Source organism: Streptomyces sp. NPDC048637 (assembly GCF_040650675.1).
In the GTDB taxonomy this organism is placed as follows: Bacteria; Actinomycetota; Actinomycetes; order Streptomycetales; family Streptomycetaceae; genus Streptomyces.
In genome coordinates this window covers 232914-253281 of record NZ_JBEZHQ010000005.1, presented here as the reverse complement: position 1 = coordinate 253281, position 20368 = coordinate 232914, and the positions used below count along the sequence as shown (strand labels likewise).

Annotated in this window: 20 protein-coding genes; 14 read left to right on the top strand and 6 right to left on the bottom strand. The window is 72.6% G+C overall.

The window, feature by feature from the left end; translation table 11 throughout:
- The first annotated feature begins 141 nt into the window (after nt 1–141).
- Nucleotides 142–1014 carry a 3-oxoadipate enol-lactonase gene (pcaD, locus tag AB0C46_RS10375; RefSeq protein ID WP_362827293.1) on the top strand — a complete coding sequence of 291 codons (873 nt, stop codon included), beginning with the start codon at nt 142–144 and terminating at the stop codon, nt 1012–1014.
- Between the two features lie 111 nt (nt 1015–1125).
- Here the strand turns inward: pcaD and AB0C46_RS10370 are convergent, their stop codons facing one another.
- Nucleotides 1126–2130: a PP2C family protein-serine/threonine phosphatase gene (locus tag AB0C46_RS10370; RefSeq protein WP_362827448.1), complete on the bottom strand. Its 1005-nt coding sequence runs from the start codon at nt 2128–2130 to the stop codon at nt 1126–1128.
- A 512-nt stretch (nt 2131–2642) separates the two neighbouring features.
- Between AB0C46_RS10370 and AB0C46_RS10365 the strand changes: the two genes are divergently transcribed.
- A complete protein-coding gene (locus tag AB0C46_RS10365) occupies nt 2643–3758 on the top strand; it encodes an agmatinase family protein (protein ID WP_362827292.1) in 1116 nt (371 codons plus the stop codon).
- A gap of 89 nt (nt 3759–3847) precedes the next feature.
- Here the strand turns inward: AB0C46_RS10365 and AB0C46_RS10360 are convergent, their stop codons facing one another.
- Both AB0C46_RS10360 and AB0C46_RS10355 read right to left on the bottom strand, forming a co-directional pair.
- Entirely contained in the window at nt 3848–4264 is a 417-nt protein-coding gene (locus AB0C46_RS10360) for an ester cyclase (protein ID WP_362827290.1), read from the bottom strand.
- A 264-nt stretch (nt 4265–4528) separates the two neighbouring features.
- Nucleotides 4529–4786, bottom strand: coding sequence for a hypothetical protein (locus AB0C46_RS10355; RefSeq protein ID WP_362827288.1), 258 nt, complete (start codon nt 4784–4786; stop codon nt 4529–4531).
- Between the two features lie 167 nt (nt 4787–4953).
- On the opposite strand from AB0C46_RS10355, the gene AB0C46_RS10350 reads away from it, so the two are divergent.
- A complete protein-coding gene (locus tag AB0C46_RS10350; RefSeq protein WP_362827286.1) occupies nt 4954–5523 on the top strand; it encodes a MarR family transcriptional regulator in 570 nt (189 codons plus the stop codon).
- A 117-nt stretch (nt 5524–5640) separates the two neighbouring features.
- Here the strand turns inward: AB0C46_RS10350 and AB0C46_RS10345 are convergent, their stop codons facing one another.
- Together AB0C46_RS10345 and AB0C46_RS10340 are read right to left on the bottom strand one after the other, a co-directional pair.
- On the bottom strand, nt 5641–6825 hold the full coding sequence (locus tag AB0C46_RS10345; protein WP_362827285.1) for an IS4 family transposase: 1185 nt from the start codon (nt 6823–6825) through the stop codon (nt 5641–5643).
- Between the two features lie 134 nt (nt 6826–6959).
- Nucleotides 6960–8153 (bottom strand): serine hydrolase domain-containing protein, encoded by a 1194-nt coding sequence (locus tag AB0C46_RS10340; RefSeq protein WP_362827284.1) that lies wholly within the window; start codon nt 8151–8153, stop codon nt 6960–6962.
- A gap of 726 nt (nt 8154–8879) precedes the next feature.
- Here AB0C46_RS10340 and AB0C46_RS10335 point away from each other — a divergent pair.
- Together AB0C46_RS10335 and AB0C46_RS10330 are read left to right on the top strand one after the other, a co-directional pair.
- On the top strand, nt 8880–9575 hold the full coding sequence (locus AB0C46_RS10335) for an isochorismatase family protein (RefSeq protein WP_362827446.1): 696 nt from the start codon (nt 8880–8882) through the stop codon (nt 9573–9575).
- Nucleotides 9576–9849: 274 nt separating this feature from the next.
- Nucleotides 9850–10239 (top strand): VOC family protein, encoded by a 390-nt coding sequence (locus AB0C46_RS10330; RefSeq protein WP_362827282.1) that lies wholly within the window; start codon nt 9850–9852, stop codon nt 10237–10239.
- A gap of 177 nt (nt 10240–10416) precedes the next feature.
- Here AB0C46_RS10330 and AB0C46_RS10325 read toward each other — a convergent pair whose 3' ends face one another.
- On the bottom strand, nt 10417–11235 hold the full coding sequence (locus AB0C46_RS10325; RefSeq protein ID WP_362827281.1) for a lipase family protein: 819 nt from the start codon (nt 11233–11235) through the stop codon (nt 10417–10419).
- Nucleotides 11236–11476: 241 nt separating this feature from the next.
- On the opposite strand from AB0C46_RS10325, the gene AB0C46_RS10320 reads away from it, so the two are divergent.
- The 9 genes from AB0C46_RS10320 to AB0C46_RS10280 all read left to right on the top strand — a co-directional run bounded on the left by AB0C46_RS10320 (nt 11477) and on the right by AB0C46_RS10280 (nt 20235).
- Nucleotides 11477–11863, top strand: a complete 387-nt coding sequence (locus tag AB0C46_RS10320; RefSeq protein WP_362827279.1) for a hypothetical protein — start codon at nt 11477–11479, stop codon at nt 11861–11863.
- Nucleotides 11864–11968: 105 nt separating this feature from the next.
- Nucleotides 11969–12535, top strand: a complete 567-nt coding sequence (locus AB0C46_RS10315; RefSeq protein WP_362827277.1) for a 2Fe-2S iron-sulfur cluster-binding protein — start codon at nt 11969–11971, stop codon at nt 12533–12535.
- A complete protein-coding gene (locus AB0C46_RS10310) occupies nt 12532–13527 on the top strand; it encodes a xanthine dehydrogenase family protein subunit M (RefSeq protein WP_362827275.1) in 996 nt (331 codons plus the stop codon). Before AB0C46_RS10315 ends, AB0C46_RS10310 begins: the two co-directional genes overlap by 4 nt.
- Before the next feature lie 100 nt (nt 13528–13627).
- Nucleotides 13628–15781 (top strand): xanthine dehydrogenase family protein molybdopterin-binding subunit, encoded by a 2154-nt coding sequence (locus tag AB0C46_RS10305; RefSeq protein ID WP_362827274.1) that lies wholly within the window; start codon nt 13628–13630, stop codon nt 15779–15781.
- A gap of 140 nt (nt 15782–15921) precedes the next feature.
- Nucleotides 15922–16476 (top strand): ATP-binding protein, encoded by a 555-nt coding sequence (locus AB0C46_RS10300; protein WP_362827273.1) that lies wholly within the window; start codon nt 15922–15924, stop codon nt 16474–16476.
- A 144-nt stretch (nt 16477–16620) separates the two neighbouring features.
- Nucleotides 16621–17052 (top strand): hypothetical protein, encoded by a 432-nt coding sequence (locus tag AB0C46_RS10295; RefSeq protein WP_362827272.1) that lies wholly within the window; start codon nt 16621–16623, stop codon nt 17050–17052.
- Nucleotides 17053–17143: 91 nt separating this feature from the next.
- Nucleotides 17144–17692, top strand: a complete 549-nt coding sequence (locus AB0C46_RS10290; protein ID WP_362827271.1) for a hypothetical protein — start codon at nt 17144–17146, stop codon at nt 17690–17692.
- 81 nt (nt 17693–17773) lie between these two features.
- On the top strand, nt 17774–18943 hold the full coding sequence (locus AB0C46_RS10285) for a PLP-dependent cysteine synthase family protein (protein ID WP_362827270.1): 1170 nt from the start codon (nt 17774–17776) through the stop codon (nt 18941–18943).
- Entirely contained in the window at nt 18940–20235 is a 1296-nt protein-coding gene (locus AB0C46_RS10280; RefSeq protein ID WP_362827269.1) for an MFS transporter, read from the top strand. The genes AB0C46_RS10285 and AB0C46_RS10280 overlap by 4 nt, the downstream gene beginning before the upstream one ends.
- Nucleotides 20236–20368: the final 133 nt, after the last annotated feature.

Below are 20368 nucleotides of genomic sequence, written 5' to 3'. Positions count from 1 at the left end.
AGCAGGCCGACCAGGCCGGCAACGTCCAGCTGTGGGGCCTGACATCAACTCCTCTCCCCCCACCGGATACTTGGACTCCGCCGGCGCCCTCGTGGACCGCGCACTGGAAAAACGCACCGAGCACCACCCACAGGAGTCCCCATGGCCCACCCGCCCGCGATCCCGCTCCCGCACTACATCGTGGACGGTCCCGAAGACGCCCCGCCGCTCCTCCTGGGCCCCTCGCTCGGCGCCTCGCTCGCCGTCTGGGAACCCCAACTCCCCTCCCTGGCACAGCACCACCGCGTCATCCGCTGGGACCTCCCCGGCCATGGCGGCACCCCCACCGGGGTACTGGATGCCGGGCCCACCCCCACCACCACCGTTCCCGGCCTGGCCCGGCTGGTTCTCGCCCTCGCCGACTCCCTCGGTGTCGACCGGTTCGCCTACGCCGGGATCTCGCTCGGCGGCGCCGTCGGGTCCTGGCTCGCCGCCCACCACCCCGAGCGGATCGCCTCGCTCGCCCTGATCTGCTCCTCCGCACGGTTCGGCGAGCCGGCGGGCTGGCAGGACCGGGCCGCGCTGGTACGGGAAGCGGGCATCGGCCCGATCGCCGAGGCCGCCGTGAGCCGCTGGTTCACCCCGGCCTTCGCCGGCTCCCCGCAGGCCGCGGCGCTCATCGAGGCGCTGCGCCGTTCGGTGGCGCCCGCGGGCTATGCGGCCTGCTGCGACGCCCTCGCCGCCTTCGATCTGCGCGCCGGCCTGGCCCGGATCACCGCCCCCACGCTCGTCGTCGCGGGCCTCGCCGACCCGGCCACCCCGCCCGCTCACGCCCGCGAACTCGCCGCCGGCATTGCGGACGCCGACCTGCTCGAACTGTCCGGCGCTGCCCATCTCGCCAACGTGGAACGCCCCGCCCCGGTGCTGGCCGCCCTCCTCCGCCACCTCGCCGCACACCCGGACGACGGCCCCGTGGCGGCGGCCCCCGGCCTCGGTACACCGACACCGCACCCCGCGGAAGGACCGGCACAGTGACGCACCCCCGCCACGCCTGCAGTTCGCCCCGTCGACCGGAGCGCCGGTTCGCCGCACGCCGCCGCCGAGCCGACGGAGGACTGCACGGGCCGCCGCTGACGTGAGACCCGTTCAGCGGCTCTGCCGATAGCGGACCAGCAGCATCGCCGCGTCATCGTGCAGCGGCCCCTCGACATGCTCGACCAGGTCCTCGCGCACCGAGCGCAGCGCGGCCTCCGGGTCGGGGTCCTTGAGCAGCGCGGCGCGTTCGTCGAGGGGGTAGAAGCGGTCCGCCGCGTCGCGGGCCTCGGTGACGCCGTCGGTGTAGAAGAGCAGCTGGTCGCCGGGTGTGAACGGCACCTGGTGGGGGACCGGGGCCGCGGTGCCGTGCAGGGTGAGGCCGAGCGGCAGGGCGCGGTCGGGCGGTGCGGCGAAGCCGACCGTGCCGTCGGGGCGCACCACCAGCGGCGCCGGATGGCCGAAGTTGAGCAGGGTGGCATGCGGACCGTCACCGATCTCGGCGAGCACCGCCGTGACGAACCGTTCGCCCGACAGATGGCGGTTCAGCGCCCGCTCGACCCGCTCGCCGACGGCCGGCAGATCCGGTTCGTCGTGCGCCGCCTCCCGGAACGCACCCAGCACCACCGCCGCGCTCTCCACGGCCTCCAGGCCCTTGCCCTGCACATCGCCGACGATGATCCGCACCCCGGCGGGCGAGGTCACCACCTCGTACAGATCACCGCCTATCCGGGCCTCGGCCACCGCCGAGGTGTACGAGACGGCGATCCGCAGCCGGCCCGCACCGCGTGGCACCGGGCGCAGCAGCACCCGCTGGGCGACCTCGGCGATCGAGCGGACACTGGCCAGCTCCGCCTCCCGCCGCTGCCGCATCACCGCGGCGACCACCCCGGCCGCGGTCACCCCGGCCACCGACAGCAGGGCGGTCAGCCCGCGCCGGCTGTCGAACAGCCCGTCGTAGAAGCCCAGGCCGACGCAGAGCATGGACGCCGCCAGTCCGACCACGGCCGTCCGCCGCCAGCCGCCGACCAGCCCCGCGAACGCCGGCCCCAGCGACACCAGGGGCAGGAACCCGACCCCCGGACCCGCGGTGAGATCGACCGTGGTGACCACGGCCATGACCGCGTACGGGAGCACGGCCAGCACACGGGAGCCGGTGCGCTGCTCCTCGTTCTCCACGGCCAAGGTGTTCTCCGACGGTGTCAGGTGAAGGGATCGGTCAAGAGGACCGTCGGCCGTCGGAGTGTCCGAAAGCGGCCCCCTGGCCCCCGACCTGAGCATATGCAACATATGCCGTACCGAAATACCTCGAATGCGCGCTGTTACCGAATCGCAGTGGCTTCCTCGCCTTCCTCACCCACACCGCAGTGGCCGCACGCCGTCCTCGCCCGCCCGACAGTGGCCCGCACGCCCTCCCCGCCCGCACCGCCGAACTCGTCGGCCACCGGCGGTCCCCCCACCGAAGAGTGGGCCGCCCTCCCCGCCGACCAGCCCGAACGACTGACTGTTGCGGCCTGTCCCGACGCGGTGCCCGGCGAAGCACCGCAGGTCGGGTTGAGTGACGGCTGTGTGGCGGGCCGGGCGCCATCCGTACCAGGCGGCTGTCCGGACGGGACCGAAAGGAGCCGCTTGTGGAAGGTGTACCCCCGGATGCCTGGAAATGGGGAGTCGACCGTACGCCCGACCCCAGGCGCGAGCCCGGACCGATCAACCTGCAGCGGAACGCGTTCGTACCGGCCTACGCCGGGATCGCCACATTCTTCGGTCTGCCGCTGTGCCTCAACCCCGACGACCTCCGTGCGGGCCACGTCGATGTGGCAGTCCTTGGCGCGCCGGTGGACATGTCCACCGGGCACCGGGGGGCGGCCTACGGGCCGCGTGCGATCCGGGCCGACGAGCGGATCCTGCCCAACACCCCGCAGATGCTCGTCAATCCCAGCACCCGTATCAAGCCCTTCGAGGAGCTGACGGTGGTCGACTACGGCGATGCCGCGGTGGACCCGTTCAGCATCGACAACTCCATGGAACCGATCCGCACGTTGGTCCGTGAGGTCGCGGAAACGGGCGCGATCCCGATCGTGCTCGGCGGGGACCACTCGATCCTGTGGCCGGACGCCGCAGCGGTGGCCGATGTGTATGGAGCCGGCAAGGTCGGGGTGATCCACTTCGATGCGCATCCGGACTGCTCCCACGACCTGTTCGGTCATCTCGCCTCGCACGCCACACCGATCCGCCGGTTGATCGAGGACGAGCACGTCCCCGGGCGCAACTTCATCCAGATCGGTCTGCGCAGCGCGATCACGCCCGACGACGCCCTGTTCGACTGGATGCGCGAGCACGGACTGCGCGCGCACTTCATGGCTGAGATCGACCGGCGCGGATTCGACGTGGTCCTCCAACAGGCCATCGACGAGGCGCTGGACGGGCCGGAGTATCTGTTCCTGTCGCTGGACATCGACGTGCTGGACCCGGCCTTCGCACCCGGCACCGGCACACCGGAGCCGCCCGGCCTGACGAACCGTGAACTGCTCCCCGCAGTCCGCCGGATCTGCCATGAGACACCAGTCGTGGGCATGGAAGTCGTCGAGGTCGCACCCCACCTCGATCCCGGTTACACCACGACGATGAATGCCCGCCGGGCCATCTTCGAGGCGCTGACCGGGATCGCCATGCGCCGCAAAGGCCTGCCCGGCCCCGCCTATGTGGACCCGGCGGTCGCCGGACCGCCTCCGGGTCAGCAGACATAGCCACCATCCCGAATGGCAGGCCAACCAACCGCCCTGCCCTGCGATTGCCTGGCCGGAGGATCAGGCCGACCGGCTCTGGTGTGGTCCGGTCAGAGGGGCGGGATCTGCTCGGGTACGAGTCCGGCTTGGCGGAGGAGGCCGTACAGATCGGTCTCGCCCCAGAACTCGACGATCCGCCCGTCGCGAAGACGGTAGGACTTGATTCCCGTCATGGTGAGGTCCCGGCCGCTGCGGTCGTGGGTGTAGGTGAGCTTGAAGGCAACGGTGACCCGGTCACCCGCCGCGAAGAGGTCGTCCACCTGGACGCGGCAGTGGGACAGGCCAGGAGTCAGCGCCGCTCCCTCGGGGTGGTGCCGCCCCTGGCCGTGCCGGCCGGCGCCGTGCACGAGCACGTCCTCAGCAACGAGTTCTTTGAGATCGGCGACCTGCTGTGTCTCGAAGACGTGGAGGTAGCGTCGCACGACCTCGGCGTTGCGTTTGCTCGTGACCTCGGCGGAGTCAGACATGCAAGGACCGTATCCAGCGGGCGATCAGGCCCGCCAGAGGGCGCGGCAGCCTGTCCGGCCACGCTCACGCACACTTGCCGGTTTCTCCTGGTGGGAGGGGAGCCGCCTGCTGGCCGAGCGCTACTGCCAGGGGGTGCCTGCGCTCTGCTGCCCACCGCCCGGCGACGGGCATGGCCGACCGCCCAGGCATGCTCACGCGACTGCTCAACCCCCCTCCACACACCGGATAGTGACGGTGCTTCAGGAGTCTGTCCGGGAAGGGGGTCAGGCGAGGTAGGGGCGGGTCGAGTTCACCCGGCCGGGGCGCAGGATTCGGATCGGGCCGAGGTTGCAGGAGGGGCAGTCGGCGCGGGTCAGCGGGGAGGCGACACGGACGCCCCGGGTGAAGTAGTCGGCGCGCCGGTGGCCGGCCAGATCCGTGGTGTGCCGGATCTCGTACTCCTCTTCCCAGCCGTGTCCGCAGTGCAGACAGACGAACGCATACGCCTCGTGAACCGTCTCGGTGTCCCGTTCCATGATCATCACGCCCTTTCCCCGGGCCACGGCGCGCGCGCCAGGTCCGGATGCATGCCGCACCTCCCATTATTGCGCTCGGCAACGGCGATGGCCGGGGCAGTTTTCCGGACCGCCGAGGCGCCGCTACCGGGCTCGCCACCAGGCACGATGCCCGCACCGGGTATAAAGGCGCCATGGGGCACGACGCGCACCGCGTACCGCGGCCGGCCGGGGCGGCAGGGGCCGGCGACGCTCTCGACCATGACGTCGAACTCGACCAGGACGTCGAAGAGGTGATCGCCGCGGTGCTGACCGCCTCCCGGATGCTGGTCGGGGTCTCCGCCCGGGCACTCGGCCGGACCGCGCCCTCCCTCACCCTGCCCCAGCTGCGGGCCCTGGTGGTGCTGGACGGCCGGGGCCCGGTCAAGCTCGCCACGCTGGCCGACGCGCTGGGCGTCAATCCCTCCACCGCGCTGCGGATGGTCGACCGGCTGGAGGCGGCCGGCAGCGTCACCCGGCAGGCCAAACCCGGCAACCGCCGCGAGGTCGTGCTGAGCCTGACGGACCCGGGCCGCGGCCTGGTCGCGCAGGTGCTCGCCGACCGGCACGCGGAGATCGCCACGCTCGTGTCCCGGCTGCCGGTCGCCCAGCGCGCCGGGCTCATCGAGGCGCTGCGCGCCCTCACCGACGCGGCGGACGAGCCGCGCGTGGCTCCGCGGCCGGCACCGCCCCCCGAACCGTCCGCGCCAATGCCGTTGCTTTAGTGGTCGTGCCATCGGTGGTTCAGGGTGACGACGACTGGGGCACGACGCTGGCTGGCGGGTTCTCCGGGGGCCTTGCTGGCGTAGCCGGTGATGCATGAGCGGATCTTGCGGGGGCAGTCACGGGGCCGGCGGCGAGGTAACAGACTGCGGCCAATCTCGGCGAGCCCGAGGCGCCGGTCCCGTCTGCGGGCGGAGGGGGGAAAAGCCGCTCGGCGAGATCACCGTGCGGCGGACGACATGCAGGGCCCGGGTGAACGAGGTCCGCTCTGCCGTACTGCGGTGCAGTCGGGCGGCTTCGTCCAGCAGATCACGGGTGGCATGGTGCACGATCAGATGCGCATAAATCTCCTGCCGCACCCCGTCCGGGGTCTGCGATCTGAGGACCGGCCGACCGCGCTGGTGGGTCTTGATCTCGTCGAAGACCAGCTCGATCTCCCAGCGCCGGGCGTAGAGCGCGGCGAGCTCGGCGGCCGGGTGCTCCTCGGGATCGGTCAGGCTGGTGATCAGCCGGACGATGTCCGGCTGGCCGTCGACGCGATACTCGATGACCCGGACCAGGGCCGGTGGGGCCTTGACCGTTCCGGCCGCCTTGCTGTGCTTGTTCGCCTCGATCCGGGCCAGGTAACTGCCGTCGGACAGCACGTCCTGGACTCGCCGGGCTTTGCGCCGCTCGATCCGCCACAGCAGGTGAGTGCCCCGGTCCCGCAGCCGGTGCCAGCGGGCCAGGCCCCACAGCCCGCGGTCAGCCAGCAACAGCGTCCCGCTTCCGACGTGGGCGTCCAGGGCGTCGGAGACGATCCGCTCAGACTCCTTGAACCCGCCGACCACGGCGTCGAGCACGGCGTGGGAGGAACACTCGGCCACCGCGACCACGCGGGCCTGCGGATACCCCATCGGACTGCGCTGTGATCCCGACTTGCCGAAGGCATCGTTGTTCGCCGCCGAGTCCGGCACGGCCAGCAGCGTCCCGTCCAGGGCCAGCACCCGCAGCCCGCGGAAGAGATCGTCTTCCCTGCCCAAAGGCCGGGCCACAGCCCGGAACAATTCCCGCATCACGGTCCACCCCAGCCGCTGCCGGGCCCTGGTCAACGAGGACTTGTTCACCCCGGTCCAGGGCCGAAGGCCCGGATCGCCGGTCTTCACCAGGCGCAGAACCTCCAGGTAGTCGGCCTGCGGGAACAAGCACATCGCCAGTACGAAGTACACCGTGAATCGGGCGGACAACAGACGCCGGCGCTTCTCCGAGCGGCCGGCCTCCTTGACCACCCGGTCCACCAGCTCTGGCGGGCACGACCGGGTCAAGACTCCTAGCCCCAGCCGCTCCAGACGGGATATCAGCACACCGGCTCAACCGGCCGACAACCTCAAAAGCAACGGCATTGCCGTCCGCGCCTTAGGGGGAGACACCTCCTAGGAACTGTCCGCGCGGCCCGGCATCAGCTCCGGCTCTGCGCCAACGCCTGGTACACCGCCCTGACCAGCCCGGCATTGCGCGGATCCTGGCCCGTCGTGCCACCGCCGTACTTGTTCATGGTGTACGCGTACGACAGCCGGTTCTCCGGGTCGGCGAAGGCGAAGGAGCCGCCCGCGCCACCGTGTCCGAACGCCCGCGGATTGGGTCCCGCCTGGCCCTGGTGGTTGAGCATGTAGCCCAGGCCCCAGCGGTGTTCGTACCCGGCCGGGGCGAGCGCATCGATCGTCAGATCGCGCTCGCCCGGCAGGCTCTGCGACCGGCGCATCGCCTCCAGGGTGCCGGGCCCCACGAGCGTGCCGCTCGCCAGCGCGCCGTACACCGTCGCCAGCCCATGGGCACCGGCATGGGCATTGCCCGCCGGGATCTCGGCCGACCGGTAAGCGGCACTGTTGACATCGCCGGTGGGGATGTACGTCAGCGCCAGCATCACGATGGCCAGCGGATGATCGGCGAGCGACCGGAACGGCGGCTTCGGCACGCCGGGGAACTGCTCGGCGAGACGCGCCTCGTCCAGCTGCCCGACCATGTCGGCACAGCGGGCGTGCTCATCGGCAGGGGTGCCGATGAACGCCCGCGCGCCCAGCGGCCCGGTGATCTCGCTGCGCAGGAACGCGCCGAGGGACTGCCCGGTGATCCGCCGTACGACCTCGCCCACGAGGTATCCGAAGGTCACCGCGTGATAGCCCTGCGCGGTGCCCGGCTCCCACCACGGCGGGGTGGCCGCCAGCACGGCGCACACCCGGTCCCAGTCATAGGCGTGCCCTGCGGGCAGCGGCTCACGGGGCGCGATCAGACCGGCGCGGTGGCTGAGCAGCCAGCGCACGGGTATGTCCTGCTTGCCGGCCTGCCCGAACTCCGGCCAGTACCGGGTCACCGGCGCATCGAGATCCAACTCGCCCCGGTCCACGAGGAGATGGGCGCACAGTGCGGTCATCCCCTTGGACGTCGAGTAGACATTGACCAGGGTGTCGCGCTCCCAGGAGCGGGTACCGGCCGCGTCCGCGTGGCCGCCCCACAGATCGACCACCGCCTCGCCGTCCACGGTCACCGTGACCGCCGCGCCGATGTCACCGTGCTCGTTGAAGTTCCGCTCGAACGCGTCCCGTACGCCGGTGAATCCCGGTGCGCAGTGGCCGTTGACGGTGGCTGGCTCCACGGTGCCTCTCCTCGCGTCGTCCCGGTGCGGTCGTCCCGTTCCTCCGTACGCACGTACGGCGTGCGTATCGGATGATCCGTCCAGGTCGATGCCCATGGCAACCATGTGCGGCCGGACGGCTCAGCGGCGGCGTGTCCGGAGACAGCCGTCGGCGCATCGGCGCACCGTCGCCCCGGTGTGCCCTCGGCCGCGAGCCCTCGCAGCGCGCCGGATGCTGCGCCCGGCTCGTTTCGACAGCTCAGCGACGGGGCCGTGCACGCCCGGTGGCCAGTGGGACCGAGTGCGGGAGGGGTGGGGGAGGCGCAGGGGGAGTGGGGCTTGTGCAGTGGAGGGGCGGGCCGAGGTGGCTGGGGAGGGGGGTGTGCAGGGGAGGGGTGGGCCGAGGCGGCCGGGGAGGGCGCCGGGGAGGGCGGGAGCATGGCTGGATTCCGCTGCGGCCCGCGATCAAAGGCCTGTCCGGCCCGCACCATGGTCTTCATGACGCTGATGGAGAGCGTGACGGCGACGGCGGGCGTGAAGGTGAGGGAAGACGTGCGGGTGAGGGAGGACGTGCGGGGCAGGGAGGACGTGCGGGTGACGGAGGGCGTGACGACGGCGGCGACGGCGGCGGCGATGACGACTGCCGCGACGATCAGGGCGACCGGGGCGACCAGGACTGCCGCGACGACTGCGACGATCGAAACGGCCGCGACGACCGGGGCGACCGCGACTGCCGTGGCGACCGCGATGACCGGAACGGCCGCGAAGACTGGAACGGCCGCGACGACCGGAACGGACGCGGCTGCCGTGGCGGCCGCGACGACTGCGGCCACCGATGGCGAGGTCGCGCGGCCGGCCGGGGCCGGGAGTCCGCTCCGCCCCGTCGAGGCTCTGCTGCTCGTCGACCTCCAGTCGGCCTTTGTCGCGGGGGACGAGGCGGTGCCCGATGCGGCGCGGGTGCTCGACCGGAGCCGTGAACTGCTCACCCGGGCCCGCGCCGCTGGGGCACTGGTCGTCCATCTGCAGAACGACGGTGAGCCCGGGACCGTCGATGAGCCCCACACCCCGGGCTGGGAGCTCCATCTGCCCGTGGAGACCGGGCCCCGCGAATCGGTGATCCGCAAGAGCCAGGACGACGGCTTCGAGGACACCCCGCTCGGTGCGCTGCTCGACGACGCCGGGGTCGAGGCCCTGGCGCTCTGCGGAGTGCTCTCCGAGATGTGCGTCAGCGCGACCGCGCGTACGGCCCTGGCCCGCGACTTCCGTGTCGTCCTGCCGCACGACGCCCACGCCACCTACGACATCCCGGCGGCCCCCGGCATCAGCGAGCGGGTGCCCGCGGCGCTGTCCTCGCGGGCCGCGGAATGGGCCCTGGGCGACGAGATCGAGATCGTCGCCCAGGCCGCCGAGGTCACGTTCACCGCCGCCCGACCCGGCCGGTGAGCCTGCTCCCCTTTGGGTCGGTGCCCCTTCTCCCGTCCCGGCCGGTTAGCCTGCTCCCCTCTCGGCCGGTATCCCTCTCCCACCCGGCCGGTGAGCCTGCTCCCCTCTCGACCGGTGACCCATCTCCCACCCCGACAGGCGAACCCGCTCCCGCCCCGATCATTGCGCCTTCTCCCACCCCGGCCGGCGAACTCTTCCCGCCCCGAGCGATGAATCGGCACTGCGGGCGCGGTCTACCTCACCGACCACACAGGCCACGCACCCGGAGGACGTCATGTCTGCCACCTCACCCGCTGCCCGCACCCCTGCCGCCGTCCAGCCGCTGATCGTCACCCCTGACCTTGACCGACTGCAGGCCTTCTACGGTGCGCTCGTCGGCGCCGAGGAGTTCACCCGGGTGCCCGAGGAGGGCCCGGCCTTCTTCGTCGGGCTGCGGGTCGGCGGCTCGGAGCTGGGCATCGTGGCGGACCGGAACGTCGAGACCGGCACCCCGACCCGGATCGTGATCAGCATCGCCGTCAAGGACGTCGATGCCCTCCTGGACCGGGTCGGGTCGCTCGGCGGCACGGTGCTGGGCCCGGCCAACGACATGCCCTGGGGCCAGCGGGTCGCCCATATCCAGGACCCGGACGGCAACGCGGTCAACCTCACCCAGCCGGTCTGACCGGCACAACGCCCCCTCCGGATGGGACGGCGCCCGCTCCGGACGGGACGGTGGCGCGGTCCGGATGGGACGGTGGCGCGGTCCGGATGGGACGGTGGCCGCTCCGGCCAAAGCGGCGACCGGTCCCGGCCGGCGCGGTGCCCGCCGGGCCGGTCCGGTCCGGGCCGGTCCGGACGGTCAGTTCTGGTTCTTCTCCAATGCGTTGATGTACGCGTCCATGAAGTGGTCCCGGACACCGTCGGAGGCGGGCGCCAGCACATCGGCGGTGAAGCCCTGGGCACGGTCGACCAGGCCGCTGATCAACGGCATGGTGTGGTGGATGGCGCCCTGGGTGTCGATGTAGCGCAGCGCGGAGACATGATGGAAGGCGGGCTCCGGGGGGAGCTGGGGCACGATGTCGTTGTTGTTGACGAAGCGGTACATGCGGTCGGAGAAGGCCGTGTTGAACTCCTTGGACAGCTGCCGGTCGCAGGTGCGCGGCTGGCCGAAGGTGTAGACGCCGTTGGCCGTCACATGCGGCTCTTCGAAATGCAGCCGCGCACCGGCCAGCATCGCCAGCGCCCCGCCGAGGCTGTGGCCGGTGAACCACACCGTCTGGCGGTTGTCGCGGAAGGCGTCGATGGCGGCGCGGACCTGCGGCCAGACGGCCTCCAGCGCCTCGCCGAAGCCGTAGTGGACATACCCCCTGCCGCCGGGGCCGGGCCACGGCGGTGTGGTGGCGTCGGACAGCCAGTCACGCAGTTTCACCGGCTCCGTCCCCCGGAAGCTGGTGATGATCATGCTGTGGCCGCCGAGGGTGTACGCCTGGGTGTCCTCCAGCGGGAACGGCGGGCGGAAGGTGGTGTGGTGATGGCGCACCCGGTCGAAGCCCCATTGCCGGGCCGTGGCTTCGATGGTCTGCTCGTCCTTGTAGGCGAGCTCGGAGGCGCGTGCCATACAGAGCGCATGGCGGACGGTGTAGCCGGTGGCTTTCTGGTCGATCGTGGCGCTGGTCAACGAGGGCTCCTCTGGCTGAGGTCGACGATGGCTGCTGCGAGGGCCGAGCGCTGGGCGTGAGGCAACTCCGATCACAGAACGCTCGCACTGACTACACAGCGTAATATCCCGGTCGGGTGCCGTGCGGTTGCCGCCCGTTCAAACCACTCGTTCGTGCCTCCGGTCGCACACACCGGGCCGCGGGGCGAGCCTGGAAGCGTTCAGCCCCCGGAGGAAGGCCCCACAGCGGAAAGGCCCCACAGTGAACAGCGCGAAACAGGCGTCACACGCGGAACATGTATCGGCCGAGGTGATGGTGGAGCTGGAGAGCTGTGCGACGCAGGACGCGCACGCCGTCTTCAGCGCGCTGCGCACCTCCTTCAGCTCCGACCGGGCGGCGGACGATGTGCCCGAAGAGGTGGCCGGGGCGGGCTCGACCGTGTGGACCTCGACCTTCGACGTGAGTGACCGCAAGGCCGCGGCCGAGCCCCGTCGGCTGACCGCGCCGGTCCTGGTCAGCCTCCAGGGCGGCTACTGGGCGGTCGACCAGCTGTGCAAGGGCCTGGAGTCCGCGTTCGCCGTACACGTCCTCGGTACGGCCGCCGGTGACCAGGAAAAGGAAGTCGAGCTACGGCTGGAGACCCGCTAGCGGGCACGCCCTCCTGAAGCGGCGGGGCCACCACGACCACGGCGCGAGACAAGGCCCGGCGCACGGCAGCCGCCCCCGCGGCCCGGATCGGAAAGGCATGAGCGAGTGGAGTCCACCCATCACCCGGCGGACGCCGGCGGTGCGCCGTCGGCGGACAGCCGGCGTTCCTCGCTGGTGCTGCACATCAACGGAGTGGCGCAGACGCTGACCGTGGACCACCGGACCACGGTCCTGGACCTGCTCCGCGAGCGCCTCGGTCTGACCGGGGCCAAGAAGGGCTGCGACCACGGCCAGTGCGGCGCGTGCACCGTGCTCGTCGACGGGCGGCGCGCCAACAGCTGTCTGCTGCCGGCCGTGGCACAGGACGGGCGGCAGATCACCACGGTCGAGGGCCTGGCCGAGGGGGAGCGGCTGCACCCCCTGCAGCGGGCCTTCCTGGAGCGGGACGCCCTGCAGTGCGGCTACTGCACCCCCGGCCAGATCTGTTCGGCCGTCGGGGTGCTGGCCGAGGCGGCGGACGGCTTCCCGTCCCATGTCACCCCGCCCACCGCGGACTCCGGTGCCCCGGTCGAGCTGACCGACGACGAGATCCGTGAGCGGATGAGCGGAAATCTGTGCCGCTGCGGCGCCTATCCGCGGATCGTCGAAGCGGTCCGGGACGCGGCGTCATGAAGCCGTTCGGGTATCTGCGGGCGACCAGCGTCGAGGAGGCCGTACGGGCCGCGGCCGGGCAGTCCGGCGCCCGCTTTCTCGGCGGGGGCACCAACCTCGTCGACCTGATGAAACTGGGCGTGGAGACGCCGGGGCTGCTCATCGACGTCACCCGGCTGCCGCTCGACCGAATCGTTGAGCTGCCGGACGGCGGACTGCGGATCGGTGCGACGGTCCGCAACAGCGATCTCGCCGCGGCGGTCCCCGTCCGCGACCGCTACCCGGTCCTGTCGCAGGCGCTGCTGGCCGGTGCCTCGGGGCAGCTGCGGAACATCGCGACCACCGGCGGCAATCTGCTGCAGCGCACCCGTTGCCTGTACTTCCAGGACATCACCAAGCCCTGTAACAAGCGCGCCCCCGGCACCGGCTGCCCGGCCCGCGAGGGGGTGCACCGCGATCTCGCCGTACTGGGCCACTCCGCTCACTGTGTCGCCACCCAGCCGTCGGACATGTCGGTGGCGCTGGCCGCCCTCGACGCCGAGGTTCACCTGCACGGCCCCGACGGCGAGCGCAGCGTGCCGGTGGCCGAGTTCCACCGGCTGCCCGGCGACAGCCCGGAGCGGGACACCGTCATCCGGCCCGGCGAACTGATCACCGCCGTCCAGCTGCCGCCGGCGGGCCCCGGCGCGCGCTCGCGCTACCGCAAGGCCCGCGACCGCGCCTCGTTCGCGTTCGCCCTGGTCTCCGTGGCTGCCGTACTGGAGGTGCGGGACGGCACCGTACGGCGGGCGGCCCTCGCGTTCGGCGGGCTCGCGCACCGGCCGTGGCGCGCCCGCGCGGCCGAAGAGGTGCTGCACGGCGCGCCCGCCACCGAGGACACCTTCGCCCGCGCCGCCGACGCCGAACTCGCCGCCGCCCGGCCGCTGCGCGACAACGGCTTCAAGGTCACGCTCGCCCGCAACCTGGCCGTCGCCGTGCTGGCCGGGCTGGCCGCCCCGGCCGACGACCGCTGACGACACCCACCACCCACTACACCCACCACCCCACCGCACCCACCAGGACGCCACTGCCGACCCGGCCCCGGCCCCAGCCCCCGATCCAAGGACGCGCGCCATGAGCCCCGCCCCGTTCCCGCTCGGCCCACTCCCGTACCCCCTGGGCGCTCCGCTCGTCCGCAGGGAAGGCCGGGAGAAGGTCACCGGCACCGCCCGGTACGCGGCCGAACACACCCCGCCGGGCTGCGCCTACGCCTGGCCGGTGCCCGCAGCCGTCGCCCGCGGCCGGGTCACCGCCGTGGACCTCGCGGCGGCGCTCGCCCTGCCGGGGGTGCACGCGGTGCTGACACATGAGAACGCGCCCCGCCTCGCGGCCACCGACGACCCGACGCTGGCGGTGCTGCAGGACGACCGGGTGCCGCACCGCGGCTGGTATGTCGCCCTCGCCGTCGCCGACAGCCTCGAAGCCGCCCGCGCCGCCGCCAGGGCGGTCCGCGTCAGCTACGAAACCGCCCTGCACGACGTACGGCTGACCGCGGGGCATCCGCGGCTGTACGACGCGGAGACCGCCAACGGCGGCCATCCGGGCACCCGCGAACGCGGCGATTTCGAGGGGGCGTTCGCCGCCGCGCCCATCACCCTCGACGCCACCTACACCGTGCCCCCGCTGCACAACCACCCGATGGAGCCGCACGCCGCCACCGCCCGGTGGAGCGACGGCCATCTGACCGTCCACGACTCCAGCCAGGGCGCCACCAGGGTCTGCGAGGACCTCGCCGCGCTGTTCCGGCTCGACCGGAGCGAGATCACCGTCGTCTCCGAACATGTCGGCGGCGGCTTCGGCTCCAAGGGGACGCCCCGCCCCCAGGTCGTACTGGCCGCGATGGCCGCCCGCCACACCGGGCGCCCGGTCAAACTGTCCCTGCCGCGCCGGGAGATGCCGGCGGTCGTCGGCCATCGTGCACCCACCGTCCAGCGGGTGCGCCTCGGCGCGGGCGACGACGGTGTCCTCACCACGCTCGCCCACGAGGTCGCCACCCACACCTCCACCCTCACGGAGTTCGTCGAGCAGGCCGCGGTCCCGGGGCGCGTCATGTACACCTCGCCGAACAGCCGCACCGTGCACCGCGTGGTCCCGCTCGACGTCCCGACGCCCTCCTGGATGCGCGCACCGGGCGAGGCCCCGGGGATGTACGCCCTGGAGTCGGCCGTCGACGAACTCGCCGTCCTCCTGGACATCGACCCCGTCGACCTGCGGATGCGCAATGAGCCGGACACCGAGCCGGACAGCGACCGCGCCTTCAGCAGCCGGCATCTGGTCGGCTGTCTGCGGGAGGGCGCGGAGCGCTTCGGCTGGCTGCCCCGGGACCCCCGGCCAGGGGTCCGGCGCCAGGGCGATCTGCTGCTGGGCACCGGCGTCGCCGCCGCCACCTACCCCGTCCTCATCGTCGCCTCCGCCGCCGAGGCGCACGCCGCCGCCGACGGCACCTACCGCATCCGGATCAACGCCACCGACATCGGCACCGGCGCCCGCACCGTCCTCGCGCAGCTCGCCGCCGGTGTGCTGGCCGTACCGGAAGCGCAGATCCGCATCGATATCGGCAGCAGCGATCTGCCGCCCGCGATGCTGGCCGGTGGTTCCGCCGGCACCGGGTCCTGGGGCTGGGCCGTCCACAAGGCCTGTACGGAGCTGCGGCACCGGCTGCGGGACCACGTCGGACCGCTCCCGGCCGACGGGCTGACGGCCGCCGCCGACACCCGGCAGGAGACATCCGTGCGCTCCCCGTACGCCCGGCACTCCTTCGGCGCCACCTTTGCCGAGGTCCAGGTCGACACCGTCACCGGAGAGGTCCGGGTGCGGCGGCTGCTGGGTGTCTACGCGGCCGGCCGCATCCTCAACTCCCGTACGGCACGCTCCCAGTTCATCGGCGGTATGACCATGGGCCTGGGGATGGCGCTCATGGAGGGCAGCGGTCTGGACCCCGCGTTCGGCGACTTCGCCGAGTGCGATCTGGCCTCTAATCACGTTCCGGCCTGCGCCGACGTCCCGCTGATCGAGGCGCACTGGCTGGAGGAGGAGGACCCGCACCTCAACCCCATGGGCAGCAAGGGCATCGGGGAGATCGGCATCGTCGGCACCGCGGCGGCCCTCGCCAACGCCGTACGGCACGCCACCGGAGTCCGGCTGCGCGACCTCCCGCTCACCCCGGACAAGGTCCTGGAGCGGCTTCCGGACCGGCCGGGGGAGGCCCGTGCCGGCGGGCTCCACTGAGTCAAGATCTGTTGCGGAACCCGCCCCGCCGGGTCACCATGACAAATGACCCATACGTGATTAATGCTCACTCTTCGTGTTTCGGGGTTCGTTGGTCCAACGAGGTGAAGGGCGTGAGCCTCGCGGTGAGGAGCCACGACATGACACTTCCCGGCGACCGGCACTACACGGTCGAACTGCATGCTTCGGCGGAGCGTGTGCCGCAGATCCGGCGGATCCTGGCCGCGCACCTGCGGTACTGGGATCTTGAGCTGCATATCCCGCCCGTGTGCCGGGGAGTGGCGGAACTCCTGACCAACGTCCATCGCCATATCGGCCCGGACGCCCCGTGCGTCGTCGAACTCCGCTGGACCGGCCGTCACCTCACGGCCTCCGTCGCCGACCAGGGGCCACGCCTGCCGAAGCTGCTCAGCGCCGGCGGCGGCGGGCTCTCCAGAGTGGCGGCACTGAGCGACAGTTGGGGCACCTGCGGCACCGCGGACGGCAAGGTCATCTGGTTCACCCGCCGGGTCGAGGCGGCCCGCAAGGCGCCGCTGACCAGCCGCACCCCGTTGCGCAGCGTGCCGGATGCGAAGGGGCAGCCGGCGGTGCCTCCGGCCGTACCCGCCGAGCCGCTCGTCGAGCCCGTGCGGGAAGCCGCCGGGACCGCCGTCGAGGCCACCCCGGCGGCCTCGTCCGCCGTGTCGCTGGTCTGACACCCCGTCAACGAAGGCGCGAGGTGCTGACGCCCACCCCGTCACGCCTCGCCCACCCCGTCACGCCTCGCCCACCGGCTGATATCCGTTCCGCCGGGCGTGGGGATTCCGGCCACGGGCGGCCGCCGCGGTTACGATCGCGGTATGGCAACGGTCAGGTCGGTCAACAGCAGGATGCGGAACCGCGGTTCAGCGGTTCCGTTTCGTGTGCTGTGGCTGGCCGCGTTGCTGATCAGTGTGCTGGTCGCCCACGGGGCGCGGGCGGAGAGCGCCGAGGGCCATCTGGTGAACGCCGTGCCGGTCGCGGCATCCGCCACCGCGGACTCCGGCGCCTGGCTCGCCCCCGAACACAGCGGTCACTCCCAGCAACCGGAGCACCCCGGGCACCACTCCGACGAGCTGTGTGTGTCGGGCCAGCCCCAACAGGGCACCGCCGTGTCGCTGCCCTGCCCCACGCCCTCGACGGGCTCCTCCTGGCATCCGCCGGCACCGGGCCGGTCCGGGGCGTCCGCGGGCGCCCGCACCGCCCTTCCACCGTTGCGCAGCGCAACGGGCTCCGTCGTGCAGCAGGTCTAGATTCCGGCCGATTCCGGACCGATCACCTGCCGATGCCGTCTGCCCGTGTGCGTGTTCCGCTCCGGCGCGGCGGCGGTCTCACGGAGGCCCCGTGCCGTTCCGCGTCCCGCTGTGCATTCCGTTCCGTTTTCTCATCCGTAGTGGCGCCCGCTTCCCTGGTGGCGCCCGCTGCCGCAGTGGCGCCCGCTTCCGGAGCGCTGCCCACTTCCGGAGCGCTGCCCGCTCACTGAGGCGCGCCCGCTTACGCCACCGCCGGCCGGCCGTCCTGCTGCTTCTGGTCGCCGGACTGCTGTCCGTGGTGCTCCCGTGTGCCGACGGTGCCGACGGCCACCACGATGTGGCCGTTCCGGCGGCGGTCTCGTCGGGCCGGTCCGCCCCCGTGGCCGCCGCGCCCGCCCAGGCGACCGCCGGGGCGACCGCCGGGCACCATGACTCCGCCTGTGTGCCCGGCCCGGCCGGCCATCTCCCGCAGGGCCGTACGGCCACCGGGGCGGAGGGGGCCGCGGTGCCCGCCCTCCTCGCGGGGGCCGTGTATGTCGCGGCCGGCCGGCGCCCGGCCGCGGGGACCGGGGCCGCCCGCCGCAGACCGGCACGCAGCGGCCGGTCCACCCTCGCCGCCCTCTGCAGGTGCCGGATATAGGAGCCCGCTGTCGTGTCCGGCCACCCCGGCCGGCGCGAGATGAGCGCCCCTGCATCCCCACCCACCGAACGAGAGCGAATCATGCACTCCCTCCCCACGGCGGCCCGCTCCGCCTCTCCCGCTGTCCCCGCCTCCCCGGTGCCGGGCCCGGCCCACGCCTCCGGCATCCCCGGCCTGGTCGGCAACACCCCCGTCCTGCACATCTCCGAGCCGCTCACCCCGCCCGGCCGCGGCTTCTGGGCCAAGCTCGAAGGCCGCAATCCGGGCGGCATCAAGGACCGTCCGGGACTCCACATGGTCGAACGTGCCCGCGCCCGCGGTGAGTTGCAGCCCGGTGCCCGGATCATCGAATCCACCAGCGGCACCCTCGGCCTCGGCCTGGCGCTCGCCGGGATGGTCCACGGCCACCCCGTCAGCCTGGTCACCGACCCCGGCCTGGAGTCCTCGATGACCCGGCTGCTGACCGCGTACGGCGCACAGGTCGAGATCGTCCCCGAGCCGCACCCCAGCGGCGGCTGGCAGCAGGCCCGCCGCGACCGGGTGCGCGGGCTGCTCGCGGCGCACCCCGGCGCATGGTGCCCGGACCAGTACAACAACCCCGACAACACCACCGCCTATCTGCCGCTGGCTCTCGAACTCGCCTCCCAGCTGGGCCATATCGATGTCCTGGTGTGCAGTGTGGGCACCGGCGGGCACTCCGCCGGGGTGTCCCGGGTGCTGCGCCAGCTCTACCCGCAGCTGCGGCTCGTCGGCGTCGACACCATCGGCTCGACCATCTTCGGCCAGCCCGCCCGTCCCCGGCTGATGCGCGGGCTCGGATCGAGCATCTACCCGCGCAATGTCGCCTACGACCAGTTCAGCGAGGTGCACTGGGTCGCCCCCGCCGAAGCGGTGTGGGCCTGCCGCACGCTGGCGTCCTCGCACTACGCCACCGGCGGCTGGAGCGTCGGAGCGGTCGCGCTGGTCGCCGGCTGGCTGAGCCGGACCGAGCCGGCCGGCACCCGTATCGCGGCCGTCTTCCCCGACGGACCGCAGCGCTATCTGAGCACGGTGTACGACGACCAGTACTGCGCCGCCCACCACCTGCTCGACGCCCCGCCGGCGGACGGGCCGCAGACCCTGAGCCGGCTGGGGGAGCGGGAGGTCACCGTCTGGAGCCGGTGCGCGCAGGTCGCCGACCCGCTCGGCCGGTCCGGCGCGGCGGGGCGGTCCGGCGAGGCGTCCGCCCAGGGTGCGGAGGAGGCCCGGTGACCGGCATGCTCACCCAGTTCCGTTCCTATGAGCGCAGCGCCCGGCTGCTGATGGTCAATCAGTTCACCATCAACCTCGGCTTCTACATGCTGATGCCGTATCTGGCCGCGCATCTGTCCGGGACGCTCGGGCTGGCGGGCTGGCTGGTCGGGCTGGTCCTGGGCGTCCGCAACTTCAGCCAGCAGGGGATGTTCCTGGTCGGTGGCGCGCTGGCCGACCGGTTCGGCTACAAGCCGCTGATCGTGGCCGGCTGTGTACTGCGGACGCTCGGTTTCGCGACGCTCGGGCTGGTGGACTCGCTGCCCGCGCTGCTGGGGGCGTCCGCGGCCACCGGACTGGCCGGCGCGCTGTTCAACCCGGCGGTCCGGGCCTATCTGGCCGCCGCGGCGGGCGACCGGAGACTGGAGGCGTTTGCGCTGTTCAACGTCTTCTACCAGGCGGGCATCCTGCTCGGGCCGCTGGTGGGGATGGTGCTCACCGGCGTCAACTTCCGGGTCACCTGCCTGGTTGCGGCCGGGATCTTCGCGCTGCTGAGCATCGTGCAGATCCGGGCGCTGCCGGCCCGCGGTGACGAGGACGCACCGGCCGACGACGTCCGCCGGGGGGCGGGCCTGCCGTCCCCGTGGCGGGGCGTGCTGGCCAATCGCCCGTTCCTGCTGTTCTCCGGAGCCATGATCGGCTCCTATGTGCTGTCGTTCCAGGTCTATCTGGCGCTGCCGCTGGAGGTACGGCGACTGGGCGGCGAGGGGGAGTTCGGCACCGCGGCGGTGGCCGGGCTGTTCGCGGTGTCCGGGCTGAGCACCATCCTGGGCCAGACCAGGGTGACCCGCTGGTGCAAGGCCCGGATGACAGCGGGCCGCGCCCTCGCCCGGGGCCTGCTGACCATGGGGCTGGCCTTCGTCCCGCTGCTGGCCGCCAGCGCGCTGCCGGTGCCCGCCGAGGGCCCCGGCCGCTGGGCCCTCGCGGCCGTCCCGCCGGCGCTCTGTGCGCTGCTGCTCGCCATCGGCACGATGATCACCTACCCGTTCGAGATGGACACCATCGTCCGGCTGTCCGGTAACCGCCTGGTCGCGACCCACTATGGGCTCTACAACACCATCTGCGGTATCGGCATCACCCTCGGCAATCTGCTCACCGGCGCCGCACTGGACGCCTCCCGGTCGGCCGGACTGCCCGCCCTGCCCTGGGTCGCGCTCCCGGCCCTGGGCCTGGCCTGCAGTGCCGCCCTCTACGGACTGCACCGCACGGGCCGGCTGGCCCCGGCCGCCGGGCCGGCGGCGGCGATGGGCTGAGCGAGCCGGTGGCCACCCCGTCCGCGAGGAGCGGGGTGGCCACCTCCCGGCTTGCCACTGGGTTCGGCTACTACCGGGCCCGGCTACCACTGGGTCCGGCCACCACCGGGGTCCGGCCACCACCAGGTTCGGC